This window comes from Paenibacillus sp. EKM212P, from assembly GCF_011066115.1.
In the GTDB taxonomy this organism is placed as follows: domain Bacteria; phylum Bacillota; class Bacilli; order Paenibacillales; family Paenibacillaceae; genus Paenibacillus; species Paenibacillus polymyxa_B.
The window spans coordinates 532,295-557,640 of the sequence record NZ_JAAMNR010000004.1 but is presented as its reverse complement, the minus strand read 5'-3'; the positions used below and the strand labels follow the sequence as shown (position 1 = coordinate 557,640).

Annotated in this window: 23 protein-coding genes; 22 read left to right on the top strand and 1 reads right to left on the bottom strand. The window is 47.1% G+C overall.

What is annotated here, in order from left to right:
* The first annotated feature begins 11 nt into the window (after positions 1–11).
* The 20 genes from G9G54_RS15130 to G9G54_RS15035 all read left to right on the top strand — a co-directional run bounded on the left by G9G54_RS15130 (position 12) and on the right by G9G54_RS15035 (position 20,937).
* Positions 12–2,180, top strand: a complete 2,169-nt coding sequence (locus G9G54_RS15130) for a transcriptional regulator (protein WP_165178760.1) — start codon at positions 12–14, stop codon at positions 2,178–2,180.
* A gap of 119 nt (positions 2,181–2,299) precedes the next feature.
* Positions 2,300–2,725, top strand: coding sequence for a hypothetical protein (locus G9G54_RS15125; RefSeq protein ID WP_013311475.1), 426 nt, complete (start codon positions 2,300–2,302; stop codon positions 2,723–2,725).
* Positions 2,726–2,855: 130 nt separating this feature from the next.
* The gene (locus G9G54_RS15120) at positions 2,856–3,305 is read left to right on the top strand and encodes a J domain-containing protein (RefSeq protein ID WP_165178682.1); all 450 of its coding nucleotides are present in this window, start codon (positions 2,856–2,858) and stop codon (positions 3,303–3,305) included.
* Positions 3,306–3,337: 32 nt separating this feature from the next.
* Positions 3,338–3,886: an FHA domain-containing protein gene (locus tag G9G54_RS15115; protein ID WP_165178681.1), complete on the top strand. Its 549-nt coding sequence runs from the start codon at positions 3,338–3,340 to the stop codon at positions 3,884–3,886.
* A gap of 67 nt (positions 3,887–3,953) precedes the next feature.
* Positions 3,954–4,481, top strand: a complete 528-nt coding sequence (locus tag G9G54_RS15110) for an FHA domain-containing protein (protein WP_028542470.1) — start codon at positions 3,954–3,956, stop codon at positions 4,479–4,481.
* 35 nt (positions 4,482–4,516) lie between these two features.
* Positions 4,517–5,347: a PP2C family protein-serine/threonine phosphatase gene (locus tag G9G54_RS15105; RefSeq protein WP_165178680.1), complete on the top strand. Its 831-nt coding sequence runs from the start codon at positions 4,517–4,519 to the stop codon at positions 5,345–5,347.
* Positions 5,348–5,369: 22 nt separating this feature from the next.
* The gene (locus G9G54_RS15100; protein WP_165178679.1) at positions 5,370–7,247 is read left to right on the top strand and encodes a serine/threonine protein phosphatase; all 1,878 of its coding nucleotides are present in this window, start codon (positions 5,370–5,372) and stop codon (positions 7,245–7,247) included.
* Positions 7,248–7,294: 47 nt separating this feature from the next.
* Positions 7,295–8,614: a normocyte-binding protein gene (locus G9G54_RS15095; protein ID WP_165178678.1), complete on the top strand. Its 1,320-nt coding sequence runs from the start codon at positions 7,295–7,297 to the stop codon at positions 8,612–8,614.
* A complete protein-coding gene (locus G9G54_RS15090; protein ID WP_165178677.1) occupies positions 8,611–9,300 on the top strand; it encodes an iron-dependent peroxidase in 690 nt (229 codons plus the stop codon). Before G9G54_RS15095 ends, G9G54_RS15090 begins: the two co-directional genes overlap by 4 nt.
* Positions 9,301–9,331: 31 nt before the next feature.
* Positions 9,332–11,983: a molecular chaperone gene (locus tag G9G54_RS15085; RefSeq protein WP_165178676.1), complete on the top strand. Its 2,652-nt coding sequence runs from the start codon at positions 9,332–9,334 to the stop codon at positions 11,981–11,983.
* 62 nt (positions 11,984–12,045) lie between these two features.
* Positions 12,046–12,558: an RDD family protein gene (locus tag G9G54_RS15080; protein ID WP_165178759.1), complete on the top strand. Its 513-nt coding sequence runs from the start codon at positions 12,046–12,048 to the stop codon at positions 12,556–12,558.
* A gap of 63 nt (positions 12,559–12,621) precedes the next feature.
* The gene (locus G9G54_RS15075) at positions 12,622–13,200 is read left to right on the top strand and encodes an RDD family protein (RefSeq protein WP_165178675.1); all 579 of its coding nucleotides are present in this window, start codon (positions 12,622–12,624) and stop codon (positions 13,198–13,200) included.
* A 33-nt stretch (positions 13,201–13,233) separates the two neighbouring features.
* On the top strand, positions 13,234–14,010 hold the full coding sequence (locus G9G54_RS15070) for a DNA and RNA helicase (protein WP_165178674.1): 777 nt from the start codon (positions 13,234–13,236) through the stop codon (positions 14,008–14,010).
* Positions 14,011–14,035: 25 nt separating this feature from the next.
* Positions 14,036–14,635 (top strand): hypothetical protein, encoded by a 600-nt coding sequence (locus G9G54_RS15065; protein WP_013311463.1) that lies wholly within the window; start codon positions 14,036–14,038, stop codon positions 14,633–14,635.
* Complete coding sequence (locus G9G54_RS15060) at positions 14,632–16,044, top strand: phage tail protein (protein WP_165178673.1); 1,413 nt, start codon at positions 14,632–14,634, stop codon at positions 16,042–16,044. Before G9G54_RS15065 ends, G9G54_RS15060 begins: the two co-directional genes overlap by 4 nt.
* A complete protein-coding gene (locus tag G9G54_RS15055) occupies positions 16,041–16,688 on the top strand; it encodes a hypothetical protein (protein WP_165178672.1) in 648 nt (215 codons plus the stop codon). The genes G9G54_RS15060 and G9G54_RS15055 overlap by 4 nt, the downstream gene beginning before the upstream one ends.
* A complete protein-coding gene (locus tag G9G54_RS15050; RefSeq protein WP_165178671.1) occupies positions 16,670–17,194 on the top strand; it encodes a hypothetical protein in 525 nt (174 codons plus the stop codon). The genes G9G54_RS15055 and G9G54_RS15050 overlap by 19 nt, the downstream gene beginning before the upstream one ends.
* A 15-nt stretch (positions 17,195–17,209) precedes the next feature.
* Positions 17,210–17,602 (top strand): DUF4280 domain-containing protein, encoded by a 393-nt coding sequence (locus G9G54_RS15045; RefSeq protein WP_165178670.1) that lies wholly within the window; start codon positions 17,210–17,212, stop codon positions 17,600–17,602.
* Between the two features lie 21 nt (positions 17,603–17,623).
* Complete coding sequence (locus G9G54_RS25720; protein ID WP_238808095.1) at positions 17,624–20,452, top strand: AHH domain-containing protein; 2,829 nt, start codon at positions 17,624–17,626, stop codon at positions 20,450–20,452.
* Positions 20,449–20,937, top strand: coding sequence for a hypothetical protein (locus G9G54_RS15035; RefSeq protein WP_165178669.1), 489 nt, complete (start codon positions 20,449–20,451; stop codon positions 20,935–20,937). Before G9G54_RS25720 ends, G9G54_RS15035 begins: the two co-directional genes overlap by 4 nt.
* Before the next feature lie 246 nt (positions 20,938–21,183).
* On the opposite strand, the gene G9G54_RS15030 is transcribed toward G9G54_RS15035, so the two are convergent.
* The gene (locus G9G54_RS15030; protein ID WP_165178668.1) at positions 21,184–22,215 is read right to left on the bottom strand and encodes a PocR ligand-binding domain-containing protein; all 1,032 of its coding nucleotides are present in this window, start codon (positions 22,213–22,215) and stop codon (positions 21,184–21,186) included.
* 188 nt (positions 22,216–22,403) lie between these two features.
* Here G9G54_RS15030 and G9G54_RS15025 point away from each other — a divergent pair, with 188 nt between their 5' ends.
* Positions 22,404–23,537 carry a glycerol dehydrogenase gene (locus G9G54_RS15025; RefSeq protein ID WP_165178667.1) on the top strand — a complete coding sequence of 378 codons (1,134 nt, stop codon included), beginning with the start codon at positions 22,404–22,406 and terminating at the stop codon, positions 23,535–23,537.
* 1 nt (position 23,538) lies between these two features.
* Positions 23,539–25,299: a dihydroxyacetone kinase subunit DhaK gene (gene dhaK / locus G9G54_RS15020; protein ID WP_165178666.1), complete on the top strand. Its 1,761-nt coding sequence runs from the start codon at positions 23,539–23,541 to the stop codon at positions 25,297–25,299.
* Positions 25,300–25,346: the final 47 nt, after the last annotated feature.

Here is a 25,346-nt window from a genome sequence, read left to right as displayed (position 1 = left end):
TGCCGACAGCGATGGAAATCATTTATCAAACCAACCGGACAATGCTTTTTGAAGAGATTAACCCGGAAAAGCTGGACCTGATCACCATTGTAGGTGATGTGAAGGGTATTGACAGCTTGAGCGATGAGAAGATCAAGGAAATTAATCAGCACCTTCTGGTGCGCAGCTTTGACGAATTTTTGGATAAGTTTTCGCCGACCGTGTATTCGTTTTTTAACGCGGCCAATCAAAAAGTCGTCTACACCCTTAAAAAGCCAGAGGGAATTGATGAGGATAGCATTTCTGAAATTCGTGTAAATCAAAGTAATGATTTTCTGAAAATGTTGTTTACGCTCATTGATACCAAGCGCAGTCAAGGAATCACCAATGTAGATTTCAAATTTGAAAATCTGCTGGATATGATTTCACCGAAAAAGGTTATGGATGATATTCGTCAAGTCCGCAAAGAGATTCACTATATGTACGGTGAATACGACAAGCTGGATGATGGCGATCCGAAGAAACTCGACATGGGTGACAAGCTGAATGGAATGTTCGAGGAAGCGAGTCAGAACTATAACAACGTTATGGCTATGCTCCCACTGGCAATTGAGGACATCAAAACCCGCCTTCTGCTCGGTGGCGCCCAAGAGGAAAACTCCGGTGAGCTGATCCAGGTGGGTATGCTCTCCATTGGGGAAAGCGGCGAACTGAAAATTATTGAAGCGCCGAAGAGCGACAGCACTGAGCTGATGCTGTTGGATGAAAACAGCACTGGCGATCTCTCCCAAGTATTCGAAGAGGATTATAACTCCATCACAGATACGCCTTCTGACTATGTGAAGGATTTGGTGGTTCGCACATTTGTGCCACTGCCAGCTGTTCAGACCAAGGTGGATACAGCGGTTGAAGTTCAAAACTACAACACGTATCTGGAGTTCTATAAAAATGCCAAGGACGATTTCGTAAAGGCGGTTAAGCCGCTTGTGGAGAAAATCCTCGGTGTCAAAATGTTCTTCGATCAATATGCAACGAAGAGCAAAGGTATGCTGCCGACAATGCTGGTGGCGAACAACAAGCTGGACATGCTGGTGAAAAGCAGCAATATCCCGCGCCTGGAAACGTACCTGAACACTGTGAATGCTAAGAATGAATTCAGCGACACGATCTGGTTCGGTATCGTTCCATCCGTCGAGCTGGAAGCAGCCGGTAAGGTAAAGGTTTCACGTGAACGCTTCAAGGGTAACGAGAGGGTCGTTAAGCAGGGCGGAAATTCTATGGAATCGCTCTCGATGCTGCTGCAAGTCGTGAAGGATTACAAAATTCAAATGTTCTTTAACTTTGAATCCGGTGAAGAAACGACCTTCAACAGTATGGCAACAGCAGGCATCGATAAATATGTCGATAAATGCGCCAGTCTCGTTCGCAGAGAATATAGCGAATTTGCCATTCCTTGTGTACCGAACTTTACGATTATTCCGAAGGACAAATCGGGTGTCATTATTGACAGCAAAATGCTACAGACCGAAGACGGTGTACAGCTCTCTAAGGAGAAAGAGGATATTCTCAAGCTGTGGATCGAGGGCGTTTATGTAGGTGCAGCCTACGTTGCCGCCGGCTTGGTCGCTTCCTATCAGTGTCCTGAGTACCTGCGTGAAACGTTCAAAACGGTCAATAAAAACTTCCCTGGCGTACGCTTCGACATCGAAGCGGGAGACAACAGTCTGCGTACGGTGACGACGATGGCCAAGGAAATCACCGGTTTCACCAACACGATCAAGGATGCCATCAACCGTAAAAACTTCGGCTTTGTATTCTCGTCCGAGAATGCTCAGATCCAGGATAAGGATATCCGCCGGATTACCGTCTACAAGGCGAGAAGCATGGCGATGTCCGAGGACGGTTTTGACTCCATCTACAAGACGCTGGTCAGCACGTACATTGAACGTATTTTGCGTTACCAGACAGGGGACTTCAAACACGAAAATATCGTCCGTTTCTTCAGTAACAATCCGAGCAGTCAGAAGAGCAAGTGGCTGAGCAGCAGAGGATCTGTTAACTCGATCATTCAGGACGGAGACGATATGAGCTTCATTATTGATGAGAAAAGCAATATGTGCCATATCGATCTGGTCTTCAACGGTAATGTGAAGAACCTGGAAGTCATGATCACTAAGGGAACCAGCTCGGTCAAATCATGATCCGAGCACTACGAAAGATGTTAGAGGCGTTTCTATCCAGAACCGCCTTTATACATAAATCGCGGAGAAGCTCTGCATCTCCCGCCATCATATTACCTAATTTCAAGGAGGCAACACACATGGGATTCAGATTGAAAGTAGAAGGACAAGAAACAATTGAGCTGGGCTTGGATAACATCCAAACGGTTATTTATGACACCGATACACCGGACGATTCCAATGCACGTTCGACTGACGTAGGCTCCACGCTGCGCATCAGCGGTAAAATCATCACAGCAGTAGACGGTGACAGCGCGGATGACACGCTGAAACTGGCTTTGTGGTCTCTGGTTCCTGCTGAAAAAGCAGACAGCTACCGTAAAGTAACACTGGAAGTTATCGCAGCTGATCAAGTTGTGCGTAAAATCCACTTCCCGAATGCTTTCGTTGTAGACTACAACGAGCACTTCGGCGACACAGAAGGTGTAGGTGCATTTACACTCTACATCAAACAAAAGAAAGACAAAACAGAGCTGGCTACAATCGACGGCGGATATCCGGTTTAAGCTTAACGTCTTCACGTTAAGTGCAGCTTAAACACACACTCACCCGGCACACAAGTGCAGGGTGGATAAATATTAAGAGGCCTACGGGTCTCTTAATATTTATTTTTTTCGGAGAGGGGAACATCACACAATGACCAACTACTATGAGCTGCTCGGTGTCAGCCGGGATGCTTCGGAGGCAGAGATTAAGCAGGCTTACCGTAAACTGGCCAAAAAGTATCATCCTGATACCAACCAGGGAAGCGAGGAAGCAACGCGCAAGTTCAAGCTGATTCACGAGGCTTACAATACCTTGCGTGACGAAGCATTGCGGCAGGCATACGATGCCGAGCTCATCCGAAAAACTGAGGGAGCTGGCGGGGAACAGCAAGAGAGAGGGAGAGGGGCTACATCTTCCGGTGGTGCGCGTACGACAGCCAAAGGATTCAATCCGGCTGACATAGGAACTGATTTTGAGCAATTTTTTGGTTTTCATCCGAAAACGAAGGAAGGCTCACCAGGGAAAAAAACGAAAAAAACCGGTGATCCGACGGATACCTCAGCGATGTTTAACCAATTTTTTGGTATTCGTAAAAAATGATGATTTCAGGATAGAAATGAGGGAAGCAAGCAGTGAAAACGGCGCAGAACAGATGGGTTTTCATCATAGATGTTGCCATGTTCGGGCTGATGCTGGCGATCGCCTTTTATGTGTTTAATCGTACAGGCTACAGCGGTTTGAAAACCGTGGTCGCGATAGGTATTGGAATCGGCGTGCTTGTATACATACTGCGCAATCTGGTGTCCGTTGTACCTGTGGCCAAGTCAAGGGCACAACGTCAGCGGATTGCCAAGCTGGTGTTGATTGATGAAGAGGGCGAGTCCATTAAAGAATGGTATATCGAAGGCGAAACGTCGCTCTTAATCGGCAAAACGACGTCACGTTCGGAGGCGGATATTGATTTGGCAGGTACAGATTATGCCTCCCTGATAAGTGTGGAACATGCGGTACTCAACCGGGTGAATAGCGACTGGTTTGTAGAGGATGTGGATTCCGGTAATGGTACAGGCTTACGGTCTGCCAACGAAAGTGTAACCAAGAAGTTGGAAAGTGGTGAGCCATACCGGATTTACTCAGGTGACTTATTATATATTGCCAATACGAGGGTGCTCGTTAAATAGATGAGGATGCTGCAAAATTCTCAGATCGCTGAAAAGACAATCATGACAATGGGGGAAGGAACCGACTATGAGTTTGACAAGATGCCCGAACGGACACATGTTCAGTACACGAAAGCACGGAAATACGTGTCCTTATTGCAACACGGTAGTAAATATAGCTGCACCCAAGAGCGCGGAGCCAGCAGCGAAAACAAACGTCGCGGGAGATAATGACAAAACAATGCCGTATTTGGGTGAGACGGTGGGGATTCATCCGGTAACTGGATGGCTGGTATGCATCGAAGGAGCACAAGTGGGTCAGGACTATCGCATTATGGCGGAGAAGAACTTTATTGGACGCGCAGAAGAAATGCATGTCCGCATTATCGGGGACAACACGATTTCTCGCAGAAATCATGCGGTTATTGTGTATGATCCGAAGAAACGCAACTTTTACTTGCTGCCAGGCGATTCATCAGGTTTGGCGTACCACAATAACGAGGCGGTATATTCACCAGCAGAGCTGGCTGCCTATGACGTGATTCAGCTGGGACACAGCAAATTTATCTTTATCCCGCTGTGTGGCGCCCATTTTGAGTGGGATAACGAAAACTAGGATGGAATTGGGCAATGGTGCAGGGAGGTAACGATATGCAGCCTTATTTTGTTGTAAGTGGAGCTGCGGTATTATTCGCTGTTCTGCTCATGATCCGTATACGACTGACGCGAAGTTCCGGCAGCCGTACCGTGAGTGGAATTGAGATCGGAAATGGTCAAACGATCGGGAGCCGGAGCGAGCAGGATGATTATTTCTCCAGTATGACGACACCTGTCGGTACGCTGGCTGTTGTCGCAGACGGTATTAGTGGACTGGCCAATGGACGTATGTCCAGTACCTTGGCTGTGACGACTTTTACGAAGGCGTTTGCCAAGCTGGAAAATGCAACGAATTTGAACGGATATTTTGCAGAGGCGGCAACTCAAAGCAATCGCGGCATTTTGCAAAATTTGAATGGACAGGGCGGAGGAACGACGCTGGCTGCGGTCATTGTGTGCGGCTATCAGCTGTATTACGGAGCGGTGGGCGACAGCCTGATTACGATTTACCGTAATGGTCATTTCCAAACAGTCAATTCCAAGCATACAGCGGAAACACTGCTGGAGGAACGAGTGCTTGCTGGACAAATGACCTCGGAGGAAGCCAAAACGAGTCCAGTGCGCAATCAACTGGTCAACTACTTGGGCTATGAGGGCTTTGAGAGCATGGAACTGGGTAGTGCACCGATTCGTCTGTATTCAGGCGATCATGTGCTGCTGTGTAGCGATGGCATTCAAGAGGCGCTGACGGAGATTGAATTGGAAGAGATTATGCGCAAGGGTGGAACACCGCAGGAAACAGCGGATGCCATGATCGACGTCATTAATGATAAAGGCTTTAAGAGTCAGGATAATGCGACAGTACTTATTTTGGCGATAGGATGAAACCAGAAAGACGGGGGTAGCGATGCGCAAGGACAACAGCGATTTTAGTACCGCCTTTGTGTCGGAAGCGGGCTCTTACATAGACAACCGGGACTATTTTGCATTCATGGAGACGGACGACATGGCCTGTTATGTCCTCGCAGACGGTCTGGATTCGGATCAGGAGCTGCGCAGCGCAGAAATGGTTGTCAAAACGGTGCTGGAAAACTTCATGGAGAAGCCTTCCATGTCCAAACGGCGCTTGATGAGAGATCTGCGTGAAGCGCAGGAATGGCTGCAATTTGAAAGCCGTCGCGTTCGGCTCAAAGCCAGTCTGCTGATGGTAGTGACCAACTATAACAAAATGGTGTATGTTTCGTGCGGTAATGTGCGGCTATATCATTTTCGCAATGGAAGGCTTAATTTTCGCAGTAAAGATCATAGTCTGGCTCAGTCATTGGCAGATGATGGACGCATTCCAGACGAAGCGACCAGCACACATGAGGAACGAGGTAATTTGCTGGAATACTTGGGAAATCCGAATGGAGTTCATGCCCATTACGCCAAAAAGACGCAGCTTGCAGATGGAGATGTAATCCTGCTTGCCACATCAGGGATGTGGGAGGACGTCGAGCTGGCGGAAATGCTGGGGGCGCTGGAGGAAGCGAAGGACCCGGTCATGCTGACGGACACATTGGAAGAGGTTCTGCTAAGCAAACAGCACCGGACGGTGAATAATTACACGGCTGCGGCCATTTATGTAAATAAAGTTTTTCAGGAAAAGCCTAAAAACCGCCGCAAGTTGATCAAACGGATTTTGCTTGCGTTGCTTGTCTTTATTGTTGTGGGCGGGGGAGCATGGATTACGCTGGCTCGTATGGCTGCGAATAAGGCAGCTGCGCTGGAAACGATGATTGAATCAGCCCAAGCGGCAGACGATTATGCAAGGACAGGGGATTATGCGAAGGCACTCAAGTCCTACAGCGAAGCGAAAAACGCGGCGGTTAAAATTAACGATAAAATTCACAAGCGATTGTATACAGCCGAGCAGAAACTATCTCAATTGCTGGTGGACGGAGACGGCTACGTGGAAAAGGCGGACTTTACCAAAGCTGAAGCCAGCTACGAGAAAGCACGGAAAAGCGCCGGGCTATATCCACCGTTTAATGTGAAGGATATTGAGCATAAAATCGATCAATTGGACAGCTATGCCGAGACAGCGAGCTGGATGAAGGACGGAGATTTAAAATTTCAGGGCGGCGATTACACGAATGCGCTTAAGCTGTACAAGAAAGCAAACAAGGCTGCGATGGAATCCGGTTATACGTCTGCGCAAAAAGAACTGGAGAAGAAAATTACCGAGGCCAACGATAAATTGACAGCTATCCAGCAGCAGCTTAAGGAGATTCAAGCTGGCAAACTTCAGGCCAAAGGGGATCGGATGATGAAGGATCTCGATTATGAAGGAGCCATTGATGCCTATAGCGGGGCACAGGAAATTTATCAGGAGATTGATAAGCTCGAAAGTGTTCTGGCATTGGAGCGGAGCATTGCCAAGGCGGAGGAAAAGCAGAGCGCGGAACAGCAGAAAAATGGTCAGCTTCCTGCTGGATTGGGCTTGTCTGACGGAGCGTTGAACGACGCGGACGCAGGGGATACAGCGGGTGGAGCTTCATCTTCCGCTGCTGCAACCCCTGCTGCAGAATCGCAAATGAAGGCTGCGCCAACGGCTTCAGCGGGAACTACACCCGCGAAGAAGGAAGCCTCTTCGGCTGCAAAGAGCATGGGTACAGGCGATGGAACTGCCGCTTCGGCCAAGATGGATACCAACAAAGAGCAAGGAACTGCTGATTCCGCTTCTAAAGCAGCAGGAGCGTCTGATTCAGAGAACCAAGATCGGGCTGCTGTGAACGGAAGTTAAGTTTTTCATGTTCAATGAATGCTGGAGCCGGAAAGGAGTGAGACGTCGTGAAAGAGCTGGTACAGGACCGTTTGAGCAAGATGGACGATTTAGAGCAGAGACGTTTACTGAAAAATATGATGGCGGGGGTATTTATGAACCTCGTCGAATATCAGGAAGAAATGACCCGCCAGCTAGAACGGCGGGTATTTGAGGAAATTGAGAATACGGAAGAAAAGATTGATGTGTACGTGTCATTGACATCGCGTGAGGACTATGACCCGATTCATGAATTTTTATATCCTGTGTTACCGTCTGATACGGAGGAAAAGCAGATGGACATCAGCCGTGTGGCAGAGGTGGTACGCGAAGGCGGTGCGATGCCGCTGTTTACGCTTTTTCTTGAGATGGAGACCGAATGTATCTCAGCGCTGGTGCGCAGCAAACGAATTTTCTCAGGAATGTTGGTCACGGAAACCGGCAATTATCCGATTCGTTTTCGTCTGGAGCATAACCGTTCTTATATTCTGGAGATTGAGCAGTTATATCACACCTTTATGCAAAATGGCATGCCGTGGAAAACAATTAATCACCCGTACGCTTATAAGTTTGTGGACTGTGTATTGATTGGTGGAGACGGCGAGCCGGCCGCCCATGAAGAAATTCATGAAATTACAATTTCATTAGAGGAATTCGACGTTTTTAAGAAGGGTGACGTTTTTCCGCTTTGGAACATTGAAAGGCTATCTCTAAAGAACAGCGGTTTTCCTATACCCGCTATGGATCGTGTGAACTATGAGCATGTGCTGCCTTTACGAAAAACAGGTCCTGAGCATGGTTACTTGATTGACGGGACTGAAGGCGATATCCGGTATATCAAGCGTACAGAAGAGGAACTGACGATTGTCACACCACGTGATAAGTCTGGCGAGTGGAATGTGTTGAAGGTTACGAAGCCTGTTACAACGAGACTTAGTCGTCAGACTTATCCGTTATTGTCCAATCGGCGACAGGACAGCTTTTTGGGCCGCTATGCAGGAAAACAGGCCGTGATTGTCCGTGCCAAGGCGGAAATCATGCGCATCGTAAACTCGTTTGAAGCAGCGCAGGGGCTGGAGCTGGAACGTGTGGACATTTGGGGAGGTGCAGGGAGAAATGATGTAAGCAACCTTGTAACCAAAACCCAGACGTATCCGTTAAATCCGTTTGTCAGCGATAACGTGCGGACAGAGGAAGGCAAGCAGATCATGCGTTTGGGGTTCAGACGTAGTTCTGACGATGTTTTGCCCACCGCGCCTCCTTATATTTTATCCGATTTAATGAGCTTTCTAGTATCGGAAGTGCAGATGTATTTTCCGGAGTACAAGTGTGAAGGAGAATGGGTGTGAATTACGTCTGGGATTTGCTCATGCGCGCGAGGGAACAGGGGCTGGATGTAGATAAATTCCGCTTCGTACCCGCTGTCAGCTACTCTCCGTATATGGAGCTTAGTCTGGCAGAGTTGAATACTTCCCATTTGGAGCAGGTAGTGGAAATCAATCCGTACTACCGCTTTTATTCTATTTTTCGGGATCTGTTTCCACCGGATGCTGAAGAGTATCTAGAGCTGAGAGAATCGCTATTTGATATTATGATGCATTTCCTGGCGGAAATGGACTTGTATCAAGGAATGAATCGGCGGGAGTACCATATCCGGTTTGTTTGGCGTGATATTGCAGAGGGCATTTTTGGCCCGAAGGTAAAGGAAGGCTTTGGACAATTAAACCGTGAGGATCAGGACGCGATTGCTGAAGGATTGCTGCGCCTGTATGAAACAGGAGAAGCCGTACATCTGCTAAAAGAAACGATGCGGCGCGTCTTTCATCGCTCAATCATTTACACCAATTGTGAGGAAAAAGACGAACTGCTCATCTATATCGGCCAAGAGGAGACACCATTGTCACGGATTAAAGTGGATTTGATTCTGGATTTGTTTCTTCCGGCACGTTTTACGACGGAATTGTATTGGACAAGTCATTTCGGCATTTTGGAGGAAGATCCTACGATGAAAATAGACGCTATCGCCCTCTATTAAGGCTAAATGGCTAAGAAAGGACATGTGAACGATGAACGGACCCTATACATACAGGTTGCTAGACCCGCTCACCGATCGAAAAAGCATACGCTTCACGGCGAAATACACGCGGGCGGAATTGGAGCAAATGACGACCTTTCAGTTACGCGGGATATGCGATAAGGAACGACTGGTCGAGGGCTTTGCCAATCGCACGGCACGTGAAGAGTTGATTCGCGTGATTTTGCGATTTCGGAGCGCGGAAGAGCATTTACTCATCACAAGGCCGAATCCTGGCGGCTTTGAACGCATGGAATCGGCACTACAGCGAAACTGGAACGACCGTCGGCAGGAGAGCAACGGCATCCGGGTTCCCGCCAAAATCACGCTGTATCAGGGTGTACGCACAGGTCGCATGGACAACTACCGGATTGAATCCGATTTGCCTTGGCTGAGCTCATCTAATGTGCTGCTGGTGAATGCAACAGGAGAACTGTGCGGTGTTTTGAATTTGGTGAAGGATGAGACACGAACAGGCGTATATTATCTTTCTCGTCATCGTGATGCTGAACTGCGAGAGACGTCCAATCATAGTTATAGCCTGCTATTTCTGCGAAGACAGGAATCAGAATATTTTTATAACCTCTACTATGGAGATAAGCCAATGCTGCCGCTGAAGCTTCAAGGTCACCGGATTCCGGTGGCAGAGCTGATCATTCGGGGCACGGAAACTACAGATGCGGTACTTGCGATTGATTTTGGCACCTCGAACACCACAGCAGGTGCTTATTTGGATAGCTCCTACGTTACGGCTCCTGATACAGGTATGAGCAGCACAGTAAGGCTGAACGCCATCAATTATGTGTCATTCCCCGGCCCAGAAGGGGCAGAAGGCGACTGGATCGAAGTATTGCCGACTGCTATTCGCGTCGCAGATTGCTCCAATCCAGAACATATCTTTTATGTTTTTGGAGAAGATGCACTACGTGGATCTGACGTGGCAGGCAGCCGTGCAACAGTATTGCGGGGAATCAAGCGGTGGGTCAACGATTATAAGCGAATCGAGGAATTAATGGATTCCGAGGGGAATACAGCAACCGCTTCCCGCAGTGATATTTTAGCTGCTTTTATCCGTTATGTGATTGCTACAGCCGAGCAGCAATTTAAGTGTCGGTTTCGCAACCTGCACTTTTCTGCTCCCGTAAAGCTGCAGCCCCAGTTTATAGAGATGTTTAGTGATATTTTGCCTGATTACCAGATTGAAGCGGAGGATGCGCTGGACGAAGGGCTGGCTGTGCTGTACAACACGCTGGCAGACCAGATGGAACGAGGGACTTTTGCGGACGGTGAGGAGTATCAGGCACTTGTTATTGATTGTGGTGGAGGCACGACAGATTTGTCTTCCTGCCGATTCCGAATTGAGGACGGACGTATTGCTTACAAGCTGGATATTCACACAACGTATGAAAATGGGGATACCAATTTTGGTGGAAACAATCTGACGTATCGGATTATGCAGTTTATGAAAATTGTATTTGCAGGTTATTATGCTGCCGAGACGCGCTTGCCTGACACCGATATTGATGCCCTGATCGGCATTCCTTCGGGAGATTTGTACCGTCATGTGGATGAGTTTGGTGTAGATGCTGTATATGCGGGACTGGAGGAACGCTACCGAGAGGCAGAGGCCATCTTGCCTACCGCGTTCAAACAGTATGAACATGCTACACGGGATGAATATCAGCGGGTACTGAGTAATTTTCATCTATTGTGGAGCGCGGCAGAAAATATGAAAAAGGAATTTTTTCTACGCACGGGGATCTTGCGCAGCCGCTTCGAATCCGAGCAGGTATTATCTGCTGAAAGCGACCTGAACATTGCAGTGATGGACCGTTGGCTGGTTTCAGTCATCGAGAACGGACGGTTTCGTGATGAATATGGTCTGCCTGATGTGGTGTTTAACATTCGGGAGATACAGCAACTTCTTAAGGCGGACATCTACAATATTGTGCGCAAGTTTCTGGATGAGTTTTATCTGGAGGGGCGCTTGCAGGATTATTCGATTATCAAGCTAACCGGGCAGTCCTGCCGGATTGACGTATTTCGCGAAGCACTCAAGGAATTTGTACCGGGGCGCAGTATTGAGTTTCGTCAAAAGGCAGAGGACCTCAGCCGGGTACCTGAGTTGAAAATGGCCTGTCTGCGCGGGGCTATCCGTTACCTGAACGCTAAAAAAATGGGCACGATTGAGCCTGTCATTACGAATCATATTCCTGCTATTCCGTACACGGTCAGCGCATGGACGCATACGGGGCGCGAGAAAGAGCTGATTGCGAGTTTGGAAAGCAACCGGGTACGCGGTTCCATTTCCCGGCCGTCTCATGCGGCTGAGGTAGAGTTCTTCCTGACGGCCGACGGCGGCAAGCTGCGTCAGCGTCATGTGTACCGTAGTCGGCCAGAAGCTTTTGAACCCATGCCGTATGAGGAAATTGCCGTGCTGTACGGGCGGGATATCCCGCAGGATGATACGGACTCCATCCGTAATGGGGAAACGAAATATTTTGTTTTTGTCGGAGATAGCCGCTGGGGCTTTTATGTAGTCCCGATTACCCGCCGAGATGAATTGCTGCATCTGGGACCCAAACGCTTTTTTGCTTTCGAAAATGATCTCTCCGAGCTGGATTTCTTTGACGGCACGAAATAGTAAATTAAGGATTTCGCAAAATGCTGAAATCAGAAAAGTACACAACACTTGGAGGAGATAACGTGCTGTATGCAGGTTTTTGGAAACGAACTTTGGCTTATATCATCGATAGCCTTATTCTATGGTTTGTATTTATGATAATTGGATTGATCTGGATCATCATTCAGGCCATTGGAGATTGGGCGCCATCTCCGGCAGAAAGCTCTTTGCTCTCAGATGGATCTACTTATATTTTTACAATGAAAACAATAGGACAGACCTTGCTGAATTGGGGAGCTATATGGCTATATTATGCGCTTATGGAATCGTCCAAATGCAAAGCAACGGTGGGCAAGCTGGCTCTCGGTATCGTTGTGGTAGATGAGTTTAACCATAAGCTCAGCTTTGGACGTGCAAGTGCACGCTACTGGAGTAAGCTTCTATCAGTCATCATTTTGTTCGCCGGCTTTATTATGGCAGCCTTTACGGCGAGAAAACAGGCCCTCCACGATCTGATCGCCCGTACCTATGTTGTGGACAAACGCGAGCTGGACTATATCCTTCGCGAGCAGGCTGGGCGCGGAGTTGGGATGTAAAGGTAGATAAATAGATTCTAAGATCATTATGAACCGTAGTCTTCAAACAGGGGGAGCAGCAGGATGTACGCTGGTTTTTGGAAAAGATTTTTAGCCCATTTGCTAGATTATACTATTTTATTTGTGACTATTCGTTTGATTGATACGTTGCCGTTTGTGACGATAGGGTTTGTCTCTGCGTTCGTAAAAATGCCGAATTTTTTGGAGTTTGTTTCACACTTAGACGATGTGTCGGTGAGAATTTTGGGAGCTATTATTATTTTTGGCCCTCTTTTATTGGATTGGCTTTACCACACCATCATGGAATCATCAAAATGCAGAGGAACGGTCGGCAAGCTGGCTGCGGGGATTGTCGTTGTGGATGAAAATAATGAAAAAATATCTTTCGGACGGGCCAACGCCCGCTACTGGGGTAAAATCATTAGCTCAGTCACTATATTTGTAGGCTATATCATGGCAGCTTTCACTGAAAAAAAGCAGGCGCTGCATGACAAAATCGCTCGTACCTATGTGGTGAACAAAAATTGGCTGGACTACTCTGAGTATATTAAGCAAAATCCATCGCTGACAGAGATGCCTGTCCCGGCTCCTGCACCCGGTGTGAATCGGTTGTCCGTTCCCTTGAATAAAGAAGAGCAGTAATGACGTCGCAGAGCGAAGAGAGGAGGAAACCACATGTTAACCCATATCGTGCCGAAGTTCGAGAAAGGCCGTATTCTCAAAACCGAGATGCTAGAGAACCTGCGGGACTACCCCCGCAGCTTTCTCGATATCCGGTATCAGGATTATTCGGATGGCATCATTACCGGAATGAATGTGACCGTCGGAGAACACACGCTGACCGTAGGCAGAGGCATTGTGAAGCATAAGGGCAGACTGTATCTGCTGGAGCAGGAGCAGGAAGTACCGTATACAGCCACCGGGCGACTGTCGGTGTTGAAAATGCTCTTTTTGGAACAAACAGATCGCCCGGATTTCACCGCTCATCATGCAGATATCGTGCTGGAGGATGAGGCAGAGATCGGTCTGGATGAGATAGAGCTGGGGAGATTCAAGCTTAAAGAGGGAGCTGTACTTCGCTCCGATTATCAGGATTTTGCTGACATGGCTACCGAATTCAACACATGGAGTGATATCCATGTCCCGTTCGCGGGCTTGTATCAAAGTACATTGCGCCCAGAGACGATGCGATACTTCGCATCCGAGCTGCTTAAAAGTGGTGCCACAGATCCGATGGATTGTATGTTTGCGCTCATGTGCCTAAACTCAGAAGTCGTAGACAGGGAGTCCATTCAGCATTACATCGCAAACCGAAATGGTGCGGAATACAGAGATTATTCTCATGCTCAACTGCATAGACAGCTAGTACTTATTCTAGAAGGCGCCGGACGTGGAAAACGAACAGCAGGCCGTTGGCAGGGCGGCGGAGCCGGACGGATGATTGTGGATTAGAAAATCAGGTAGAGGAGTGTGCATTATGAAATATGAGGATGAAAAGATTTTGGATCAGCTCCGTGAGATGGAGAAGCTGAAGAGGCCTAACAATATTTTAGCAGGACCCATAATCATTGACGGTCAATCCTATGTGTTTGAAGAGCGATCTTTCTTTAAGGATCGGCTGAAAATGCATGTCCCCTCTATCTTTACTCCAATGCCCAAGCATTTGCAAAAGATCAAATATCCTCATGAGCAACGTCCAGAAATGATTTTGACGAATGATTTGGGCAGTGTGGATGTTACCCTGAATCGGGTGGACCAGACGCTACAAGATGAATGGGTGGAACAGCTCACTTCTGGCATGAAGGCAATGATGAAAAATATGAATCCTGCACATGTATTTTATGAAGAAAAAATAGAAGAGGTACATGGTAAGCAGATTGGCTATTTTGACTTTAAAAGTCCTGCGCTGGACCAGCCCATCTACCACAATATGTTCTACTTTGAGCTGGAAGGAAAGACGGTCATGGGAACATTTTGTTGTCCGTATAAGCAGTATGCTGAATGGCGGGATGTCGCCCTGCAGATGATTCGTACCATTCAAACGGTTGACGAGGCAGAAAAGGAGGGATATGAATGAGTAACCCCATTTACACCACAGCAGATGTTCAGGTGGCCCCTTATCAGTTTCAGCGTGTATTAAGTATCCATCTTATTAAACAGTTAAACGAACATGTGAGCTTCTGCATACGTGGAATTGTTTCGGAGGACAAGCTGGATCAATACGTAGAAAAAGCAGATGAAGATGAGCACATCGAAGTCTTCTTAAAAAGTGAAGGCAAGGAGATCCGGTTTTTTCAGGGAATCGTCACGAATATTGCTGTAAAAGCTGTAAACGGAGTACGCGAGCTTACGATTGAGGCTAGCAGTGAAACCTTAATGATGGACGTTCGCCCAAAACGTCGTTCATTCCAAAAAACAGGAGATTCATATAACAATCTATTTTCGCATGTTACAAGTTCATATACTGATGCAGAAGTGATTGATGAGGCTTCTCATGGCGCAGCTATCGGTGAATTATTAGTGCAATACAATGAAACAGACTGGGCTTTTGTCAAAAGAATTGCTTCTCGGCTACATGCTGCTTTAATTCCAATTACGATGCAACAAGGATTGAAATATGTGATTGGTGTCCCCCATTCTAGTGCCCCTCAACCGCTGAACGAACATAACTATTCCATAAAAAAAGACTTGAAGGAGCACAAGCTCATGTCCCGTAACGGACTGCCGGAATATGGCGAGTCTAACAGTTTGAGCTATGAAGTGACCAGCAACAAAGTGCTGGAGCTGGGCAGTTCCGTCATTTTTCATAAAAGAACGCTTTACATAGCTAGGGCGGAGACGACCACAGAAGGAAATCTGATCGTGAATCGTTACATTTTACGGGATGCACATGGGTTAAAATGCCCAACCGTCTATGCCTATGATCTGTCAGGAGCCTCTCTGTTTGGCAAGGTGATTGATATTTCCAAAGAAAAAGTGAAAATCAAGCTGGAAATTGATCAAGGCTCGACTGCATCCGGGGCTATGTGGTTTCCCTATTCTACGGTTTATTCTTCTCCTGATGGCAGCGGCTGGTATGTTATGCCGGAAGCAGGGGATCAAATTCGTCTGTACTTTCCGGATGAACGGGAGCAGAATGCTTTTGCCGCCAGTTCTGTCGATCTTGCCTCCTCTGATCCCGTTAAAAGAAGTGATCCTGCGGTCAAAAGTATCAGTACCAAGTACGGCAAACAAGTCGTTTTCAAGCCTGGTGCAGTAGAAATTATCAATAGTGGGCAAATGCTCATGCGCCTCACGGATGAAGGCGGGATCGAAATTAACAGTAACAAAAAAATAACCCTGTCTGCTCAGGAAGATATCCAAATTACAGGGGGAGCGAAAATTATTATGGAGGGGAAAGAAGGCGTGAGTTTTATTCAATCCGGAGCCAAACTCGACATCATGGACGATGTGAGATTAACCGGGGGTAAGGTGAACATTGAATGAAGCTCATGGATCGGGATGCTGCGTTGCAGGATTTGCTGGAAAAGCACGTATTCACGGAATGGATACATGATTTGGCTCTTATTGAAAACAACTTTCTGACGCGCCAGCAAGCCATTGAAGACGAGCTTATAGCAGCTTTAGAGTCGCTATGCCAGCTCGCTACCCATCAGCACGAGCAAGGTCGTAAGGGGGATATTCGATATATTTATATCTCCTTACTCAGAACTCGTGTTATGAAAAATAAAGCGGTTTATCGTATAGATGCCTATGATGAAAATTGGTTTCTGGATGAGACTGAATGCGCTGTGGAATGGTCGGCAGACTTTGTTTTCGAGCCTCTGTTCAATCGCATGACTAAGCTGGAACAGCTTAAATCAGATTATGCCCGTAAGATCACGACAATGGATATTGAACAAATTCAACAAATTGAGGCGGTCAAATACCATCTGCTTACTGTTGAGTTCTTGAAAAGCCAGATGCCAGTTTTTATCGCTTCCCCTTCGTTAGAAAGGATGTCAAAAGCAAATGCATGCACGATATTTGCTGGAGAATATCGAGATGATAGCGAAATATTGTGCCGTTTTACGCATAGTGAGGGAGCCGAGACACGAGAGGGGGAATCTTCATGGATTATTTCCTCTTAAAGCAGGATGTGCGGTATACCAATGTTCCTACGCTACAAAAGGTGATGGAAACGATTGATCCGTGGAAGCTGTATGATTTGCAGCCGGAGGATATTGTCAAGCCATTGATGTTTCACGTGAAGGCAGATGCAGAAAGTATTTTTATTGATTATCTAGAAGGTCCCATTCCTCTTATTTCAGATGCTTTAAAGCGTCTTGTCCAGGCCTATGTGCCGGAGATGCCTATGAAATTAACGATACTTACTCAGATCGAACAGAGGATACAGAAGAATTACTATATTCCTTTTATGGAGCGGCTTGCAGCAGTACATCCAGAAAGCGAATGGAATTTGGATCAAAGTGTGTTTCGAAAGATGATATTACGTGCAGATGCTATTCGGGGCCACAAGATATTTAGAATCCAGGAGAGTGCTACCTCGATGATCATTGTCCGTTTAGACGTGGCGGAAAGTATATTGCGGCGTGATTATACCGGGATCGCTTTGGAGCAAGTCCAGGTGAAATAGGGAGGGAAATGGAACATGTCAGATAATGAGTATTATGTCGTACGGGGGGCCTGTATGCGTTGCACTTGCGGGACCCATCCTCGAAAGATCAATTTGCCGAACAGCCACGGGGCTTTTGTTAATGGTAAACCCATGATGAATGAAGGAGATTATTCTCCTGAGAATGTCCCTCATTTTGGAATTTGTAACAGTCCGGAACAGCCGAGTGCCGAGACTATATATCTGATCGCCGAAGATGGCTCCACAATCTCAGGGAAGCCATGCCTGCCGATGCTGACGGATAAGTGGAAAAACACAAAAGAACCGACAAAGGTGGAAGGCCAGCCAGCCTTGACGACCTCTTCATTTCAGACTTGTTTATATCATGGATTTATCGAATTTCATACGAATGGCCAGCAGGAGGAGTAGCTGGAAGGGAGGTTTGAAAACATGATAGGATATGATCAGATTCGAATAAATTCCCCTTACCCCATTCAGGTCTTAAAGGATGTTCAGATCGAGTGGAAGCTGGGTGAGCATGGGCGTATTACACTCACAGGCATTTGTAAGGAGTCGAGTCATGCCACGGCTGCGCTAGATGCGACCTCAGAGGATCAGCTACATGTGTATGCGCAGAATGGACAAGAGGAAATCAGCTTATTTAAGGGTGTTGTCCATATGGTGGAAGTTGAGAACCATAATGGAGTATATACACTTACCCTAGAAGGAATCAGTGGCTCATTTGAGCTGGATATTGTCAAAAGAAAGCGGTCTTTTCCTGAGGAAAAACAAACATATAAACAGTTAGTGAATAAGCTTGCTCAAGGCTATGAGCGAAGTGATGTCTTGTTCCAGACCGGAGAGCAGTCGGTAGGCGAAGCCATTTTACAATATGATGAAACCGACTGGGAGCTTATGAAACGGATGGCGAGCCGTTTACATACAGTGGTGGTCAGCGACATATGGGAGTCCGCCGCGCCGAAGCTGTATTTCGGCATGCCAGCTGGCACCCAGCGAACGATTCGGAAGGATACGCCTTATACGGCAAGTAAAGATTTAAAGGGCTATCAGCGGGCAGGCGGAACGTCAGCCGGGCTACATGATACCGACTTTTTCAAATACGAGATCGAAAGCGGAGAACGGTATGCTCTTGGAGACGAGGTGCAATTTCGCCAGAAAAAGATGATTGTAACTGAATTGCGAAGCCGCATGGAAAAGGGGCATTTGCTATTCAGTTATGTGTTGGCCCGTGCGGAGGGTATTCGCAGCGATTTCATCCCCAATCCCAAAACGATCGGAATTTCTCTGGAAGGAGAGGTTCTGGCGGTACGGGGAGAGGAAGTGAAGCTACGGCTGGCGATTGATAAGGATGATGGAGTATCCGAGCCGCATTGGTACCCGTTCGCTCCCCCAACGGGAAGTGCGATGTACAGTATGCCAAAGGTGGGAACACAGGCAAGCCTGTATTTTCCAGATGCGTCTGGTTCCAGAGCAATGATTTTGGGTGCGGTTCGTACAAATGGAGACGGTTGCGCGAAAACGAGTAATCCCAATGATCGATATTTTGGTACGGAGCATGGAAGTGAGCTGAAAATGGCACCGGGTCGCATCCATATCATGGGTGATCCGGGTGGGACATTGCAGATGAGTCTGGACGATGCTACTGGGATTGAAATAACTAGTCCCAAGAAGTTATCGTTAGAAGCAGAGCAGGAAATCATTCTGAATACGCCGAAGAAAATCATTATTGACGGAACCAGTCAGGTCATGGCGTATCAGACAGGAGGAAGCACGGGGCTTTCGGTAGAAAACGAATACCACGTGTTGGGAGGAAACGTCTGGGCGGACGGTAGCGACCGAACTGCATACCCGCCGTTTGATGATGAACCGAAGGAAGGCGAGCCACCTCCACCGCCGCCACCCCCTGAACCGTTTAACTGGGGCAAGCTGGGGATGAATATTTTGGGCGGTTTGGCGGTTGTGGCAGCTGTAGCCGTGGTGGCGGCCATTACGGTAGCGACGCTTGGAGCGGGTACGGTGGTCATTGCGGCGGTAGCCGGAGGAGCACTGCTTGCAGGCGGCTTGGGCGTAGCGAGTTTGGCGGCATCGGATATCGCCCGAGGGGAAGTGAGCGACTTTAGTGACTATGCCCTGACCGGCTTAAAAGAAGCGGGGATCGGGGCAGTGTCTGGAGCGATCTTTGGTCCACTCGGTGTAGGAGGAACGTTGCTAAGAAAAGCAGCGATCGGCGGTGTAACAAATGCCGCGGAAAATTTGGCGAGTCAGGTGCTAAGTGGTGAAAAGATCAACTGGGGCTCAGTAGCAAAAGACGCAGGACTGGGCTTTGTCACCGTGGGCGTACTGGATTCCAAAGTAGGCAAGGCCATCGGCGGATTCGCGGAAAAGGTAAGCAGCAAAGTTACACCGCAATGGATTAGCAAAGGTGTAGATGCGGTCGGGGCAGGCTTTGGTAAAGCTGTAACCAAACTGGAGCAGACCGGCAGTAAACTGGGTCAGAAGTTCAATGAGCAACTAAGTAAAATGGCAGACGGCCTCAACCCCGGTAAGTTGGCCACAGCCAACGGAGCGCCAGTTCCGCACCTTAATAAGATGGACAGCGGACCACTTCCACAGACGGATGTGCAGAAGAATTACAACAAGGTCATGAAAGAAATGGAAGAGAACTCGGCGAAAAAGGTTGATGGAACTGGCGAATCTAAGAGGTTGATTCCGGGAACTCCTGGTAAGGTAACAGGGGGAAGTTCCACGAAGTTAGGTAAGAATATGTTTGAAGAGATGGGGTTACGCAGGTCTACAAAGCGTACTCCTTATCAAGCACAGCATATTATTCCAGCAGAGTTTAACGAACATCCTGTTATTGAAAAAATAGGAATGGATATGGACCATGCCTCCAATGGTTTTTTCCTTCGCGTTCCAGATAAATATACAAGCTCAACCTCGAGGCATCAAGGCTACCATTCAGTTTATAGCGATTTTGTAGAGAGTAAACTTAATAAAATAGATATAAACCAAGATATAGCCGCTATTGAAAAGCAAGTTTTTGATTTACAACAAAAGTTGAGGAAGCTTCAAGAAAAAGGGCTACCACTATATATGACAGATGATTATCTACAAAAAGAATTGAAAAAAATAAAATCCAAAGGTATGGATGATTATTTACTTGACAGAGCTAAAAACAAAGATAAAATTAAGCCTGTTTGGGACAGGGGCGGGGGCGCAACAATAGATTTGTGGGAAAGGTGGTTTGATAAGTTATGAAGTACGGAATACACAGTAATTTAGTTGAAGATGTTATTCAATTCTCAAATTCTATGATGGATTTTCCAAAAACAGAGAGGCCTCAAAATATTGTTACAATTAATCAATATGAAGAGGCGAAAAGGCTAGCCATTACTGAAGTTTTCGGTGAAGATGAATATACTTGGTCTGATATAAGACAACTTGAAATGGGAAAAGTTAAGGGGAAGTTGTATAAATTGGATTCTTCCCAAAAACCTAGTGGTTTGGATGAATTAACTGGATTAATAGCTGATGGTCTTAGAAGTCAAATAACGGACTCTTATAGTGATTTTTTTGAAAGTGTTGTAGTAGATTTGAGAAACTGCGCAATAAATCGTGCAATAAATGGTGAGATTGAAAATTTTTACGAACAAATTTTTAGAATCTATAAGGCTGGTGGTTTTCCATGTGGGTGGGATGGTGATTACCCAGAAGAAGGAAAACTTATTGCTTACTTTGCTTAAAAACAGTAATGTTTTTCCTTACTTTGCACAATGAAACGAACGTTCAGGATCAGTCAGAAACACTACAGTAAAGATAAAAAAACACTCCAATATAAAATTGCTGATAAAAAGGGGATGGTGATTGAGCGCAAATCACAATCTCAGGCAGCCTGAGAAGCACGACATGGATACGTAACTTGAGCAGAACAATATGAACAGATGATCATGGTGACGTTAGGCCCGTGAATCATCTGTTTTTCGTTTATTTTATCCTTTGTAATACTTTCGGTACACCGCGGGCGTTGTGCCTTCATACTTTTTGAATATTTTGATGAAATACCCCGGCTCATTGAAGCCGAGCTCGCTACTGATCTGGGATACCGGAATATCTGTAGCTTCGAGCAACTGCTTCGCCCATTTAATCTTCAGGCGGGAAAGATAGCTGGAAAAGTTCTCCCCCGTTTCCTTCGCAAACAGCCGACTAAAATAGCTTGGGCTAATGTGGCACAAGTCAGCCATGGCTTTCAGAGAAAAAGTTTCACCTTTGTGCTCAAAAATATATTCGAAGGCGGGTTTTAGTACGGGATTTCCGCACGAAATATCCACATCTCCTGAGGAATTCAGATAGGCATCTGCTAAGAAATTATTCATTTCTTTCTTAAGGTTTTCGATATGCTCCAACGAGTAGCCAGGAAGGATCTCGGACAACTGTGGAGTGGACTGTGTGGCCGACGCCTTCTCGAACATTTCTGCGAGAAGATTTTTGTTCATCGCTTCTTCAACAATATAATTACACAATAAGGATAACATGCTGGAGATCGTCTGAATTTCCTGATAGGTCATGGACGGCAGATCGGCGTAGTCGTTCTTAAGTTCTTCCCATTTGGAACTGTACAGTTTTTCATTTTTTGAGGTGAGGATTTGCTCGAGATGTAAGGCGCTCGAAGGATCGGCTAAGCGGACCTGACCTGCCATGACGGCGCCGATGTACTTATCGTCGATAATGATCGGTACCGCGATGTCGATGATATCATAATGACAGAGATAAATATAAGGTTTGTTGGAACGCACCGCTTCAAGTCCACCGCGAGAATCACATTTTTGGCAGTAGGGAAGGAGATTCTCATCTTGGCGAACCTTCTTGCAGAACGATTGGCATTGGCTGTGGCTAGTTACGGGATTCCCTTTATAATCGACGGTGAGAATGGCTAATTTGGTAACGGATGCTAATGAATCTTGCAACTGCTCCCACTTTTTCAAATCAAAGATTTTCTGGATGCTCAAATGTTCACGTATCAAGATTCTCATCCCTTATAGGTAATTATTCTGTAAGCAATAACAAAAAAGTATAATTCGTGATCTTCAGTGCAAAAAAATACGATTGTAAATTATAATATATTCCTTGATTCCTCCAATGTAAAGTTTACATGGTTCGGTTATAGTCTTAATCAGAACGAAGCCAACACGATCATAAGGAGGAATTATAGATGAGAAAAGCTTTTATCAGCCCAAGCAAATATGTACAAGGTGAAAACGAATTGTTGAATTTGGGTTACTATGTGAGCACTTTCGGCAAATCCGCTTTACTGATTGCGCATTCTGATGATGTGGCGCGGGTAAAAGATAAGCTTGATTCCACTTTGGGTAAATATAACGTAACCTTTATTGAAAGCGGTTTTATGGGTGAGTGTTCCAGACAGGAAGTGTCTAGACTTCAGGAAATTGCTACTGCGAATGGATGCGATTGTATCGTAGGTCTCGGCGGTGGGAAAGCGATCGACGCGGCGAAATGCGTGGCTCAAGGGGAAGCGCTAATCATCTGTCCAACGATTGCTGCGACGGATGCACCGACAAGTCACTCGGCCGTTCTTTACACCCCGGAAGGCGCTTTTGACGATTACGCTTATTTTAAGCAAAGTCCGAGTGTCGTATTAGTCGACACCACCGTTATCGCTAATGCACCAACCCGATTCCTTGTATCAGGCATGGGTGATGCACTGTCAACTTACTTTGAAGCCCGTGCGACTTCCCGTTCTTACTCCAGGGTCAATGCCGGACTGCCTAACGGAGTACGCGAAGGACAGTGTGCGCCAGCAGTAGGTACGAATGCGGCGATTGCACTTGCAACGCTATGCTATGAAATGCTGTTGAAAGACGGTGCCAAAGCAAAAGCGGCATGTGATGAAAACCAAGTTACGCAAGCACTCGAAAATATCATTGAAACTAATATTTTACTCTCAGGCCTCGGCTTCGAAAGCGGCGGACTTGCGGCGGCCCATGCGATTCATGATGGACTCACGATTTTGGAAGGCACACATCATTATTATCATGGAGAGAAAGTTGCATTCGGCACGATCGCACAGCTGGTGCTCGAAAATGCACCGACGGAAGAATTACATCAGGTACTTGATTTCTGTTTAGCCGTCGGTTTACCGGTCTGCTTGGCTGATATCGGCGTCGATCATATCAGCCAGGAAGAACTCATGGAAGTAGCTGCAAAGGCCTGCATTCTGGAGGAATCGATTCATTCCATGCCGTTTCCGATCACAGTGGAGCAGGTTGCAGCGGCAATCGCTGCGGCCGACCGTATCGGGAGCCAGTACAAAGCGGAGGTAAAGTAGCATGAAAAAGGTCATCAACCGTGCGGAAAATTTGGTCCTTGAGATGTGCAGTGGTATTGCGCTTGCGCATCCCGAATTGGAATTTCTGCCAAAATACAAAGTGCTCAAGAAAAAGGAATTGAACGCGGAGAAAGTAACGCTCATCAGCGGCGGTGGCAGCGGGCATGAGCCCGCCCATGCCGGCTTCGTTGGCAAAGGGATGCTCGATGCCGCGGTCTGCGGTGATGTCTTCGCCTCTCCCTCACAGATTCAAGTATATCAGGCCATCCGAGCGACAACCGGGAAAAAAGGTGCGCTGCTGATTATTAAAAATTACAGCGGCGATATTATGAACTTTAGAAACGCCGCCCATTTGGCCACTGAAGACGGTCTGGAAGTGGACTATGTAAAGGTTGAGGACGACATCGCTGTAGAAGACAGCCTATATACAGTCGGACGGCGCGGGGTGGCGGGAACGGTACTTGTCCATAAGATCGCGGGTGCAGCGGCGGAAGAGGGCCGGAGTCTGGCGGAAGTTAAAGCAGTGGCCGAGAAAGCCGCTGCGAATGTACGCAGTATCGGATTCGCATTGACTTCGTGTACCGTGCCGGCGAAGGGCACGCCAACATTAGAGCTCGGGCATGATGAAATCGAGTACGGCGTCGGCATTCACGGCGAGCCTGGGACCAGCCGCGAGAAGCTGACGGATGCGGATACGCTGGCAGGCAGAATGGTAACCGATCTCCTTAGAGACATGCAGATCGAAACTGGCTTCAGCGGAGAAATCGCCCTGTTGATCAATGGTTTCGGCGGTACGCCTCTGCAAGAACTGTACCTTTTCAACCATTCGGTCACTCGCGAACTAGCAGCGAAGGGGATCACGATCGATCGTACTTTTGTCAACAATTATATGACGAGTATCGATATGGCAGGTATCTCGGTTTCCATCATGAAGATGGACAACGAACTGAAAACGCTCCTCTCTTATGAAAGCAACGCACCTGCGTTCAAGGTGGCTGGACCTGTTGATCATGTCGTATTCACGGATATTTCAACTGTAGCAGACGAAAATCGGCAAGTATCCTTTGAGGTAGAAACGGACCCTGCCTTCGCGGTTATTAAGAACAACAAAGTTACGTTGAACAATTTTATCTACCTAGTCGATAAGATGAGTGAGGTTATCATCAAGAATGAGGTATCTTTCTGCGATCTTGACTCTCATGCAGGCGACGGAGACTTTGGCATGAGCGTTGCTAAGGGATTTCGTCAGCTGAAACGGGAATGGAGAGACATCCTGAATCAAGATTCTTTGACGATGGGAGCCTTTCTTCATTCATGCTCGCTCGTCATCATGGAGTACTGCGGTGGCGCTTCGGGTCCGATCTGGGGCTCAGCATTTCGGGCAGCGGCACGATCTGCGGACGAACGAACCGAACTCACCGTTTCCGAATTTGCAGATATGATGCAGGCTGCGGTGCAAGGTATACAATCGACAGGCGAACGTTCTTTCGGCAGAGGAGCCGTCGTTGGCGATAAAACGCTTATAGATGCATTAGTGCCATGTGCGGATAGCTGGGTGGAGAGCGATAAATTAGATTTTGACGTGAAGACAGCCTTTATAAGAGGTGCTCAAGCCGCTGTATCAGGGGCCAAAAAGACGGAAGACATCGTGGCGCGCATGGGCCGTGCTGGAACGGTAGGAGAGAGAAGCCTTGGTTATCCAGACGCGGGGGCTTATGCGCTTGGAGTGATTTTTACGGAGCTTGCTGAATGTTTGAACTAATTCTATAAATCCAAAATTACTGGCGCGAACACTTCGTTTAGATATCC